Here is an 11,829-nt window from a genome sequence, read left to right on the forward strand (position 1 = left end):
GGAAAGGGAGGTCGCACGCAGCACCCTTTCCCCCGCCCTCTCGGGTGATACAGTTTCCGCTTTAAGTAAGAAGGTATTCCCATGAAAGCATTACATTTTGGCGCAGGTAATATTGGTCGTGGCTTTATTGGCAAACTGCTCGCTGACGCAGGCATCGGCCTGACGTTCGCCGACGTGAACCAGACGGTGCTGGACGCCTTAAACGCGCGTCACAGCTACCAGGTGCGCGTGGTGGGCGAGCAGGAGCAGACGGATACCGTTTCCGGCGTGGACGCGGTCAACAGCACCAGTGACGATGTTGTGACGCTTATCGCCACCGTCGATCTCGTGACGACCGCCGTCGGCCCCGTCGTGCTGGAGCGCATCGCCCCGGCGGTCGCCAAAGGCCTGGCGCTACGCAAAGCGCAGGGTAACGAGCGCCCGCTCAATATCATCGCCTGTGAAAACATGGTGCGCGGCACCAGCCAGTTGAAAACCCACGTGTTTAACGCGCTGGCAGAGAGTGACAAAGCCTGGGTGGAAAGCCACGTCGGTTTTGTCGATTCCGCCGTTGACCGTATCGTGCCGCCGTCGGAATCCGCCGCGCGCGATCCGCTGGAAGTAACCGTTGAAACCTTCAGCGAGTGGATTGTCGACAAAACCCAGTTCAAAGGCGAACTGCCTACTATCGCGGGCATGGAGCTGACCGACAATCTGATGGCATTTGTTGAACGCAAGCTCTTCACCCTGAACACCGGGCATGCTATAACCGCCTACCTCGGAAAACAGGCCGGTCATCAGACCATTCGCGACGCGATTCTGGATGAGAAAATTCGTCTGGTGGTGCGCGGCGCGATGGAAGAGAGCGGCGCGGTGTTGATTAAACGCTACGGCTTCGATGACGCGAAACATGCCGCGTACATCGAGAAAATTCTCGGCCGTTTTGAAAACCCGTACCTGAAAGACGACGTGGAACGCGTTGGCCGTCAGCCGCTGCGCAAACTGAGCGCGGGCGACCGTCTCATTAAGCCGCTGCTGGGCACGCTGGAATATGGCCTGCCGCACCAGAATCTGGTGCTGGGTATCGCCGCCGCGATGCATTTCCGCAGTGAAGACGATCCGCAGGCGCAGGAGCTGGCGCAGCTTATCGCCGATAAAGGCCCGCAGGCCGCGCTGGCGCAGGTTTCCGGTCTGGACGCCAACAGCGATGTCGTGGCGTTGGCCGTACAGGCGTATAACGCAACAGCGTAATGAATAACGGGCGCGGCTGAGTCTGCGCCCGCTGATGACGTGTCAGATATGCAGGCAATGATGGAAGAAACCCAGGCCTTTGAAAACCGTGTGCTTGAGCGTCTGAATGCTGGCAAAACCGTAAGAAGTTTGTTGATCGCCGCCGTTGAACTGCTCACCGAGGCGGTCAATATTCTGGTGTTGCAGGTGTTCCGTAAAGACGACTACGCGGTCAAATACGCCGTTGAGCCGTTGCTCGACGGCAGCGGCCCGCTGGGCGATCTCTCCGTACGCCTGAAGCTGATTTATGGACTCGGCGTGATAAGCCGCGCCGAGTATGAAGACTGCGAACTCCTGATGGCGCTGCGCGAAGAGCTGAATCACGACGGCAACGACTACGCCTTTACCGACGATGAAATCCTCGGACCCTTCGGCGAGCTGCATTGCGTTGTCGCGCTGCCTCCCGCGCCGCCCGCCCTCGAAAGCAGCGACCCACAGCTGATCCAGATGCAAAAACAGCGCTACCAGCAGGTTGTGCGCTCCACCATGGTCCTTTCCCTGACCGAATTGCTCTCAAGGATAAGCTTAAAAAAAGCCTTCCAGAAGTAGCTTCGGTGGCCGCGTAGCGCTTCTGTCCTCCTCCCTCCGGTCAGCCCCTCCGTAACAGCCGTTACCCGCTCTGTGCTACACTCCGACGCAGTTAATCTTGCGGAAAAGAGTCATGAAACGAGAACTTGCCATCGAATTTTCACGCGTCACCGAAGCGGCGGCGCTGGCCGGGTACAAGTGGCTGGGACGCGGCGATAAAAACCTCGCCGACGGCGCGGCCGTTAACGCCATGCGCATTATGCTCAATAAAGTCGATATTGACGGGCAGATTGTGATTGGCGAAGGAGAAATCGATGAAGCGCCGATGCTCTACATCGGCGAGAAGGTCGGCACCGGTAACGGCGATGCGGTCGATATCGCGGTCGATCCTATTGAAGGCACGCGCATGACGGCGATGGGCCAGGCTAACGCGCTGGCGGTGCTGGCCGTGGGCGATAAGGGCAGTTTCCTGAACGCGCCCGATATGTATATGGAAAAGCTGATTGTCGGCCCCGGCGCGAAAGGCGTTATCGACCTCAATCTGCCGCTTGAGCAGAACCTGAAAAACATCGCCGCCGCGCTCGGTAAATCGCTTAGCGAACTCACCGTCACCATTCTTGCCAAACCACGCCACGATGCGGTCATCGCGCAGATGCAACAGCTCGGCGTGCGCGTATTCGCCATTCCCGACGGCGACGTGGCGGCCTCTATTCTGACCTGCATGCCGGATAGCGAAGTCGACGTGCTGTACGGCATCGGCGGCGCGCCGGAAGGCGTGGTCTCGGCGGCGGTAATCCGCGCGCTGGATGGCGATATGCAGGGCCGTCTGCTGGCGCGCCACATCGTGAAAGGCGACACGCCGGAAAACCGCCGCATCGGCGAGCAGGAGCTGGCGCGCTGCCAGGCGATGGGCATCGTGGCGGGCAACGTGCTGAAGCTTGATGAGATGGCGCATAACGATAACGTGATTTTCTCGGCGACCGGCATCACCAAAGGCGATCTGCTGGATGGCATTACCCGCAAGGGCAATATCGCCACCACCGAGACGCTGCTGATCCGCGGCAAATCGCGCACCATTCGTCGTATTCAGTCGATTCACTATCTCGATCGCAAAGACCCGGAGATCCAGACGCACATTCTGTAATCGTTTGTCTGAATGAGCTTTCCGGCCCGTTCGGGCTGGAAATGCCACGCGGCGCTGGCGAAGATAAAGCAACAGTTAACACAGGAGCGAAACATGGCGGATTGGGTTACAGGTAAAGTGGTTCGGGTTCAGCACTGGACCGATTCTCTCTTCAGTCTCGTGGTTAACGCCCCTGTCGCGCCTTTCACCGCCGGACAATTCACCAAGCTGGGTCTTGAGATTGACGGCGAGCGCGTGCAGCGCGCCTATTCTTACGTCAACGCGCCGGGCAACCCGGATCTGGAGTTTTATCTGGTGACGGTGCCGGAGGGCAAACTCAGCCCAAGGCTGCACGCGATGCAGCCCGGTGATGAAGTGATGGTGGTGAGCGACGCGGCGGGCTTTTTCGTGCTGGAAGAAATTCCCGAGTGCGAGACGTTATGGATGCTGGCGACCGGCACCGCCATCGGCCCGTATCTGTCGATTCTGCAGGAAGGCAAAGATCTGGAGCGCTTCAAAAATATCGTGCTGGTGCACGCGGTGCGCTACGCCCAGGATTTGAGCTACTTACCGCTGATGCTGGAGCTGCAACAGCGCTACGAAGGCAAGTTACGGGTACAGACGGTGGTGAGCCGTGAAACGGTCTCTGGCTCGCTGACCGGGCGCGTGCCGGCGCTGATTGAGAGCGGCGCGCTGGAAGAGGCGGTCGGGCTGCCGATGGACACCGCGACCAGTCACGTCATGCTGTGCGGTAACCCGCAGATGGTGCGCGATACGCAGCAGTTGCTGAAAGATACCCGCCAGATGGCGAAGCATCTGCGCCGCCGACCTGGACATATGACGGCGGAGCACTACTGGTAATCAGCGGTACTTCACATCCAGCGTTTCTTTGCCGTATTTGTTCTCGCCCTGGGTGCCAAGAAACGCGCCCAGGTCCAGCACCATCATGACCATGATAAGCGTCGGGATGAAGCGCCCCACGGCCCACTGCCAGACGCCGCCCAGCACTGCCCAGTTACCGGCGAGCAGCATCCACGCGAGGATCATCAACAGCGCCCACGCGCCCGATTTGCCGCGGTCGTGGAGGCGTTTCACCACTACCGCCGCCGTCGGCCAGAGCAGACAAACCAGCATAAAAGCCGCGGTCTGCGTATTGAGTAAATCGTTGCCTGTCAGGGTAAAAAGGATAATCATCGACGCTACCCAAAGCGCCATCCATACCCAAAAATCACGGCGGCCAATACGGCCTTTAAAAGAGAATAACCACTGCTGAAGGGTCATAGCGTAAACCTTACTGTGTGCGTGGCGCACAGTTTACCCTGGTGCGGACGGGTTTTGACAAGCCAGCCCGATATGGTTTTAATCGCTGTGATACGCAACCGGGAAAGGTGAATCATGAAGCCGCTGTTTTATCTTCTTTTTCTGACGCTGCCGCTGGCGGCGTGCTTCGCCGATGCCGAAACCGACCCACAGACGCTGACGCCGACCGCGCCATACCTGCTGCCCGGCTCGCCCACCTTTGACCTCTCGATTTCCCAGTTTCGCGAACGGTTCAATGCCGACAACCCTGCACTGCCGCTCAATGAATTTCGCGCCATCGACGTGAAAGGCGATAAGGTCAATCTGATGCGCGCGGCCAGCAAAATTAATGAAAATCTCTATGCCTCCACGGCGCTGGAGCGCGGCACGCTGAAAATCAAAAGCATCCAGATAACCTGGCTGCCCATTCAGGGGCCGGAGCAGAAAGCCGCGAAAGCCAAAGCGCTGGAGTATATGGCGGCGCTGCTCAGGAGTTTCACGCCGAAAATGGGCAAAGCGCAGAGCCAGCAGCGGCTGACGCGCTTACTGACCGATGGCAAGGGCAAACGCTACTTCAGCCAGGCGGAGGGCGCGATTCGTTATATAGTGGCAGACAGCGGCGAAAAGGGCCTGACCTTCGCTGTTGAACCGATTAAGCTGGCGCTATCGCAAACGCTGGAAGGGAGCAATAAATGACAAAAAGCAAAGCCTTTCCAGGTTCGAATCTCTATACTGTTTCACAGACCGCGCTGCCTGACAGGCAGCAATATTCCTTAATTCGCTTAGCGCGTGGAGAATGAAAATGCGACATCCTTTAGTGATGGGTAACTGGAAACTGAACGGCAGCCGCCACATGGTAAACGAGCTGGTAGCTAACCTGCGTAAAGAGCTGGCTGGCGTATCTGGCTGTGACGTAGCGATCGCCCCGCCGGCGATGTATCTGGATCTGGCGAAGCAAGCCGCCGCTGGCAGCCACATCATTCTTGGCGCTCAGAACGTCGACGTTAACCTCTCCGGCGCGTTCACCGGTGAAACTTCCGCTGAAATGCTTAAAGATATCGGCGCGAAATACATCATTATCGGCCACTCCGAGCGTCGTACTTATCACGCGGAATCTGACGAGCTGATCGCGAAGAAATTCGCCGTGCTGAAAGCGCAGGGTCTGGTTCCGGTACTGTGCATCGGTGAAACCGAAGCCGAAAACGAAGCGGGCAAAACGGAAGAAGTGTGCGCACGTCAGCTTGACGCCGTGCTGAAAACCCAGGGCGCCGCCGCGTTCGAAGGCGTTGTGATTGCTTACGAACCCGTATGGGCTATCGGTACCGGCAAATCCGCTACCCCGGCCCAGGCGCAGGCGGTTCACAAGTTCATCCGTGACCACATCGCCAAAGCTGACGCGAAAGTCGCCGAGCAGGTTATCATTCAGTACGGCGGTTCTGTAAACGCGGCTAACGCGGCAGAACTCTTCACCCAGCCGGACATCGACGGCGCGCTGGTTGGCGGCGCCTCTCTGAAGGCGGACGCGTTCGCGGTTATCGTGAAAGCCGCTGAAGAAGCGAAAAAAGCGTAATACTCTGCGCCGCTCATTCGGGCGGCGCTCTTTCATCCCTTCCCTGCGCTACACACGTCCTCAGGCGCTTTTTCGCTGACGGTGAAACTTAATACTCTGCATAATTTCCTGATACTGCCAGTGATGTGACTCCAGAAACTCACCAAGGCAGGTGCCGATATAGCACACCATTTTTTTGCCTTCCTGCGCATCATTTATCAGAATCACCGTCTGGCGCTGGAACACCGGCGTATTGTCTTCCATATACTGATAAAACATATCGACCGCCGGTTCGCCGTCGATAATGGTCATTTCCGTTGATTGCAGACGGAAGTCGGGTAGAGACGTTTCCATTTCTCTGACGATGCGGGCCGCGACGGCATGGACTTTATCATCCGCATTGGCAGAGGTTCGGGAAACAACAAAGGTTAATTCACTTACGTTACTGTCACTAACGGGGAATAAATTCATAACTTAGTCTTTATCTATTTTGGGCGTAACACGCTCTGCTACCTGCTAAAAAAGAAAACACGGCACCGCACGGGTGACCGACATAATAAAGAGCTCACAATACTGATGGATTTATTTACGTTAAGATAAAACTCATTTCCGGCAGAGGATAACGCGTTTCGTCTGCCAATTAAAAGACCTGACGGAAATTTCCTGCCTTATGTGAAATTTCTTCAACAGAGACAGTGGGTTATATGCTCTGCGGTTATGCAAAAGCTGCCATAAGTTGATATTTTTTTATAATTTTACTGTGTATATGATCAGGCAATATAACCCATGCGGCAACAGATAAGCATTAATTGATAAAAAGCGGCAGGTTAAATCAGGCTGATAATGGTTGAAAGGCGATAAAAAAAGAAAAAGCCGCCGGGCGCTATCTCGCCTTTATCCTGAAAATAGGCGCATTTAAAGCCAGTATAAGGCACGTATAAAATCATCAAATGAGTCTGCAATCTCAAAGAGGGCATCGCCATCTTGTGCATAGAGATAGACACAACCGTAGTCGCTTTCTTTTAATGACAGGAAAAACGTCCTCGATGTATCTGTCAACTTCAGAGCAAAGTCCTGACGCAGTGAGGTTCCTGTGTTTCGAACAATGCGTTAGCGCACCCTGTAAATTATTCTGGAAAGAATAACAATCTATACGCCTTTTTGGGGAACCATATCTTGAGCTTAATAATATGCAGCTGCATGTTTTAATGCCCGTATAATTGAGATAAGACCTCATCATCAGGGCTTTCAGCCATCCTTGATTTATCTTTAATTTCTGACATTTTTCCTTGAGATGTTATGTGTCGTGATATTCCTTTTACACTGTAGAAATAATAATGTTAACAATAGCTATGAGCACAGACAGCGGCTCTCTATGGTTACTATTTCTTAAAAAATCCAGTAATATGCACTACCGCCTCAGATAATACTCACCAAAATTGAGCATTACAACCAACACTTTTCAACCAAAAGTTACATTTAAATGGCTTAAGCCCATTTTAAATATCAATCATTAAATTGCAGAAACTTTTCTTATAAGGTTAAGTTTTACTTAATGAAATCAAGCTGGCCGAAGACGTAAGCTCAATCATTAAGACAACAAGAGAAAAGTAACTTATATAACCCCATACATCACGTAAATGGGATGAGTTCATTCCTATCAAGATCACTTAGCATTGCCTTTAATATTTTTAAATTCTTTTTGACCTCTGCATTAACGAAGTTGGGATTAAAAAAATCTGAACCACCGAAGGCTTTTGCCTTGAGTAATTTCATCAGACAAATCATTCTTGCTTCAAATTCCGCGTCATAATTCTTACTCTCGACTTCATTTATACTAAATTCCTCACCGTTCATAAATCGCTTATGAACCTGATTTCTAATTTTTTTCACCAACCCTTCACCTGAATCCAGAGCTTCTTTTATGATAGTTATTGATATTTCTTTCTTTTCGGGATTTATAAGCTTCAAGCTTAGCTCTATGCGTAAACATAAAACATATTCAACCCAAGCCCAGTAATCATAGTCATTATTAAATTTTATATTTGCTAATTCATCACAAATTACCATCGCCTCGTGCTCTTTCTCAGCAATAAACAAATAGTAAGCTAATTTTGTTAGCGTCTCAACGATAGTCTTGTCAGTCTTAATACTCTTGGATGGCAAAAGGCTTATAGCATTTTTTATTGCTAAATTTTTATCAGATAACTCGCTTAAAATATTTTTCAATGTCATTTCAGCTACCTTATTATTCAACTTTAATTTTAGTTTATCCGGGAACGGTTTACTGGCCCTGGAAGCGCAGGTTCTGCGGCACCTGCCACTGCGGCACGCTGAGTTCGCGTTCGGTTTCGCCCCAGGTGCTGAACTGCCCGCGCCAGACGGTCTGGCCGTCTGCGTCCGTCACCCGCTCCGGCAGGCCGTTGGGTTCGGTGTGAGCAGCGCCTGCCGCCATTCGGCGCGCGTGGCGCGGCGGATTTCCAGCGACAGCGTGTCGTGGCGGTACTCGGTGCGGTGCTCTGCAGTTTCCCGGGCGGTGAGACGCCCCAGCACGTCATATTCAAACGCGGTTACCAGCGGCGCGTCCGGGCTGCCCGGCAGCGGATGGCGGATCACCTCCGTCACCTGGCCCAGCGCGTCATGGCGGTATTCCGTCAGGCGGCCCGCGTAGTCCCGCTGGCCCGTCAGGCGGCCTGCGGCGTCATACTCAAACCGCCAGCTTTCGCGGTTCGGGTTCACCAGCGTCGTCAGACGGCCGAAGCGGTCGTAGCGCAGGCGCGTCAGGTGTCCCGCCGGGTCGGTGAGCGCCACCACATCGCCGCGCGGGTTGTATTCATACTGCCAGGCGGCGCCGTCCGGCAGCACTTCCTTCACCGGGAACGCGAACACCGGGTGCAATCAGAATGATGATGACCTATTTAGAAGTACATTTTGGGCTAAATAGCTTTATCAAGCCCCAAAAGTGGTTAATGGGCCGACTGCGTGCTGGTTTATTAGTCTGCAATACAGCTCAACGGGATTTTACTTTAATATATATTGAGCTCATATAACTAACATACTTAATTATAAGGAACTATGTAGACAAGCCTAGGCATGATTACACCTAGGCTAGGTCGATTACTCTATTTCATTAATTAAGGCATCAAATGAATCAATAACGAATGCCAACTCTTTTTCATCCATTAACCATATATATACTTTCCCGTAATCCTTTTTGCGCATTGAAATGAGGAAACAGTTGCCGCCCTGGTCATCAGCAAAGGGAACAAAATCTTTCAGCTCTGGAAAATCATCAACCAAATCCTTATAGGTTCTTTCTATTGGAGCAGAACCATATTTGAAAGGAATAAAACCACTTAGTAAAAAATCATTATCAGCATATTCATCCGCTAGCTCACCTCCGTTGTTATTGAGGTAAAATTCTTTAAAAGTCTTCGGAAACTTCCAGTTGAATTTTTTTTCAAGCTCTACAAAGTCTTCTTGCGTTAAACCTATTTCTGAATCCACTATAATATGTTGCATGTTCCTTTACTCCTAAAACGACCTGGATGTACATATTGTTTACCCGTCGCAGCTTTATACTGACTCACCCCACCATTATGATTAATACCACGGTGTGACGGCTTTTCAACAAGCTGCATCGTGCCTTTATTCGTTTCCGCATCATAGTCATCAAGATGATGCCAGACATAACCACTTGGGGTAGTTTTTTGGTTTAAACCAGCCTCATAATTAGCCCGTTCAAAGTCAATTGCATAATCACCAGAGTACTCTATTTTCACAATAGGATTCACACCCGGCTTTTTATTATAAAGCGCGTTACTATTTGAATAATCTAACCCTCCACCAGGTGTTTTAACTACGCCGCTATAGCCACGTTCTTCTAATTTAACTAATGGATCAACAGCAAGCCCCAACGGGTCCACCCACGTCAGCGGATCACCCACGTAAGCATACGTATTTATCCCGCCCGCTAACCCAATCGGGTCCATCTGGGTATAACGCCCCGCCACCGGGTCGTAATAGCGGAACAGGTTGTAATGCAGCCCGCTTTCGCGGTCGAGGTACTGGCCCTGGAAGCGCAGGTTCTGCGGCACCTGCCACTGCGGCACGCTGAGTTCGCGCTCCGTTTCACCCCAGGTGCTGAACTGCCCGCGCCAGACGGTCTGGCCGTCCGCATCGGTCACCCGCTCCGGCAGGCCGTTGAGTTCGGTGTGGTACCAGTAAATCTCGCAGTCGTCGAAAACGCTGTCGACGCGCGCCAGCGGCTCGTAGCTGCCCTCGGTGTAAACGTCTGAACGTAGTGGTCCGGCTCGCGGTCGCTCTGTTCACCGGCCAGTTGCAGGCCCTGCCAGTCGAAGCGGATGGTTTCCGGCTGCGGGTCGTTATAGCGCCAGAGAATCTTGTGCGTGCGTCGGCCAAGCGGGTCGTAGCGGTATTCCACTTTTTTGAATTCCGCATGACCGGTGAAGGTGATTTCCCTTACCCGCTGCTCATCGTCATACGAGAACTGCTGGATAACACCAAACTTATCCCGCCGCTGAATCAGCCGCCCGAACCCGTCATAATCGAGCTTCAGCCCGTCGAGGCGCAGCAGCAGGTTGTGCCATACCGGGTTGCGGTGCTCCTCGGTGCGGTTGCCCGTCGGGTCCCAGAAGAAGTGCTCTTCTCGCTGCGGTTCGACGGCTTTTGTGACCTGGCCCGCGGCATCGTAGCCCCACAGGTACTGGCTGTATTTTTCGCCCGGCGTCGCCGGAGTCGCGTCGGTGTGTATCTGCTGGACTATCTGGTCGGTGCGGTCCCAGCGGTAGCGGCGCTCGAACACCAGCTCGCGGCGCGCATCCAGCACCGTGCGCTGCGTGACGCGGCCTGCGGAGTCGTAACGGGTTTCCTGCGCTAGCACGCCCTGGCTGCGGGAAATTTCCCGGTGCAGACGGTCACGACCGTACGCCGCCAGCGTGTGCGTGGCCCCGCCGTGGCGCAGCTGCATCTCCAGCAGGTGGCCGGTGCCGTAGCGCAGCGCGGGTGGGGAGATTTTTCCCGCGCGGCCAGGCTTAAATGAACTTATGGTTAAGGAAAATTAAAACATAAGACAATGCAAACTTTAATTTAGGAGATTCTTATAAATCACATCTCTAAATTTTATATTTTCACTGGTTAAAGTAAAATCGCCTTTTTTTATGAAAGGCTTAAAAATATCAATGGTCGGATGAGAAACAAAATCAATGTCCTTACCAGCATTGACTCTTATTTTTAATAAACATAAAATTTCACTTGGTAAAAACTGCCATTCAGTAGCATCAAAGACATAAAACTTTTTGGAATCTTTACGACAGTTTTCAGCGTGAAAATCCCCCAAAGAGGTAAAGACCTTATTCACAACCTCAGCGTCATCACTTAAAAAATTATTATAAGCGAAATCATATATCTCATTGAAATTTTCTGTAACTTCCTCACTAAGGGAAACACCATTCCCATCAAACAAGTCTTTAAAAGGTATAAAGTCTTTTTTTATTTCAAAAAAATCATTACCTACCGCAATGAACAATGGAAGAATGCTATGTCCCGCCTCACAGCGAGCCAAATTTTGATTACCTTTACTCTTAGCCTCATTTACTTTATTTTCAAGAAAAAAGTAAAGGTATTTCATAACATTAAACTGTTCTTCTTTTTTAAAAAAAACAAAAGAAAGTAAGCCTAAAGAACTGATATTGGAATCCAAAAACGCAGGCAACCTCTTTTTCATAAATAGAGCTGATGTTACTGCGAGCAGTTGAATATAATAAATATTAATTAACTTATTGAAGCTATCTTCATCTTTATTGGCGTAGAAATCCTTTGCATATACAGCAAACTCGTCAAATTTCCTCGAAAGGGCAGAGGCTATATCTTCTTGTACAACACGATAGCCTACCTTTTCATTTACAAAATACTTATATGAAAGATCTGTTTCCCCTTCCAGGTAACGGGCTAATCTCTCGTTAAGGTCTTCATATGACTGCTTCTCATCTTTGGTGACGTAGTTAACAATACCGTCAATTTCTTTAATTAGTTTCTTCAT

Annotated in this window: 12 protein-coding genes and 3 pseudogenes; 6 read left to right on the forward strand and 9 right to left on the reverse strand. The window is 51.6% G+C overall.

Annotated features, from left to right (window positions below; all coding sequences use genetic code 11):
• The first annotated feature begins 81 nt into the window (after nucleotides 1-81).
• The 4 genes from mtlD (at nucleotide 82) to fpr (ending at nucleotide 3,781) form a co-directional block, all read left to right on the forward strand.
• A complete protein-coding gene (mtlD, locus tag AB8W27_RS20165) occupies nucleotides 82-1,230 on the forward strand; it encodes a mannitol-1-phosphate 5-dehydrogenase (protein ID WP_007766081.1) in 1,149 nt (382 codons plus the stop codon).
• 48 nt (nucleotides 1,231-1,278) lie between these two features.
• On the forward strand, nucleotides 1,279-1,818 hold the full coding sequence (gene mtlR / locus AB8W27_RS20170) for a mannitol operon repressor MtlR (protein ID WP_007704067.1): 540 nt from the start codon (nucleotides 1,279-1,281) through the stop codon (nucleotides 1,816-1,818).
• A 112-nt stretch (nucleotides 1,819-1,930) separates the two neighbouring features.
• Nucleotides 1,931-2,941 carry a class II fructose-bisphosphatase gene (glpX, locus tag AB8W27_RS20175; protein ID WP_041923054.1) on the forward strand — a complete coding sequence of 337 codons (1,011 nt, stop codon included), beginning with the start codon at nucleotides 1,931-1,933 and terminating at the stop codon, nucleotides 2,939-2,941.
• Nucleotides 2,942-3,034: 93 nt separating this feature from the next.
• Nucleotides 3,035-3,781 (forward strand): ferredoxin--NADP(+) reductase, encoded by a 747-nt coding sequence (gene fpr, locus AB8W27_RS20180; RefSeq protein WP_041923053.1) that lies wholly within the window; start codon nucleotides 3,035-3,037, stop codon nucleotides 3,779-3,781.
• On the opposite strand, the gene AB8W27_RS20185 is transcribed toward fpr, so the two are convergent.
• A complete protein-coding gene (locus tag AB8W27_RS20185; RefSeq protein ID WP_007766068.1) occupies nucleotides 3,782-4,201 on the reverse strand; it encodes a DUF805 domain-containing protein in 420 nt (139 codons plus the stop codon). It abuts the gene before it with no gap.
• A gap of 114 nt (nucleotides 4,202-4,315) precedes the next feature.
• Between AB8W27_RS20185 and AB8W27_RS20190 the strand changes: the two genes are divergently transcribed.
• Entirely contained in the window at nucleotides 4,316-4,915 is a 600-nt protein-coding gene (locus AB8W27_RS20190) for a YiiQ family protein (protein WP_012814804.1), read from the forward strand.
• A 106-nt stretch (nucleotides 4,916-5,021) separates the two neighbouring features.
• Nucleotides 5,022-5,789 carry a triose-phosphate isomerase gene (gene tpiA / locus AB8W27_RS20195; protein WP_041924091.1) on the forward strand — a complete coding sequence of 256 codons (768 nt, stop codon included), beginning with the start codon at nucleotides 5,022-5,024 and terminating at the stop codon, nucleotides 5,787-5,789.
• Nucleotides 5,790-5,849: 60 nt separating this feature from the next.
• On the opposite strand, the gene AB8W27_RS20200 is transcribed toward tpiA, so the two are convergent.
• The 8 genes and pseudogenes from AB8W27_RS20200 to AB8W27_RS20235 form a co-directional block, all read right to left on the reverse strand.
• On the reverse strand, nucleotides 5,850-6,239 hold the full coding sequence (locus AB8W27_RS20200) for a DcrB-related protein (RefSeq protein ID WP_012814802.1): 390 nt from the start codon (nucleotides 6,237-6,239) through the stop codon (nucleotides 5,850-5,852).
• Nucleotides 6,240-6,683: 444 nt separating this feature from the next.
• Nucleotides 6,684-6,806 (reverse strand): annotated as a pseudogene (locus AB8W27_RS20205) (SMI1/KNR4 family protein); the annotation flags it as partial.
• A gap of 594 nt (nucleotides 6,807-7,400) precedes the next feature.
• Complete coding sequence (locus AB8W27_RS20210; protein WP_012814800.1) at nucleotides 7,401-8,003, reverse strand: DUF6707 family protein; 603 nt, start codon at nucleotides 8,001-8,003, stop codon at nucleotides 7,401-7,403.
• 49 nt (nucleotides 8,004-8,052) lie between these two features.
• Complete coding sequence (locus AB8W27_RS20215) at nucleotides 8,053-8,175, reverse strand: RHS domain-containing protein (protein ID WP_012814799.1); 123 nt, start codon at nucleotides 8,173-8,175, stop codon at nucleotides 8,053-8,055.
• Between the two features lie 29 nt (nucleotides 8,176-8,204).
• Nucleotides 8,205-8,663: pseudogene (locus AB8W27_RS20220) on the reverse strand (hypothetical protein); the annotation flags it as partial.
• A gap of 222 nt (nucleotides 8,664-8,885) precedes the next feature.
• Nucleotides 8,886-9,290, reverse strand: coding sequence for an SMI1/KNR4 family protein (locus tag AB8W27_RS20225; protein WP_012814797.1), 405 nt, complete (start codon nucleotides 9,288-9,290; stop codon nucleotides 8,886-8,888).
• A pseudogene (locus AB8W27_RS20230) lies at nucleotides 9,275-10,836 on the reverse strand (RHS repeat-associated core domain-containing protein). Before AB8W27_RS20230 ends, AB8W27_RS20225 begins: the two are co-directional and overlap by 16 nt.
• Before the next feature lie 36 nt (nucleotides 10,837-10,872).
• Nucleotides 10,873-11,829, reverse strand: a complete 957-nt coding sequence (locus AB8W27_RS20235; protein WP_012814794.1) for a hypothetical protein — start codon at nucleotides 11,827-11,829, stop codon at nucleotides 10,873-10,875.

Source organism: Cronobacter turicensis (assembly GCF_041222865.1).
In the GTDB taxonomy this organism is placed as follows: Bacteria; Pseudomonadota; Gammaproteobacteria; order Enterobacterales; family Enterobacteriaceae; genus Cronobacter; species Cronobacter turicensis.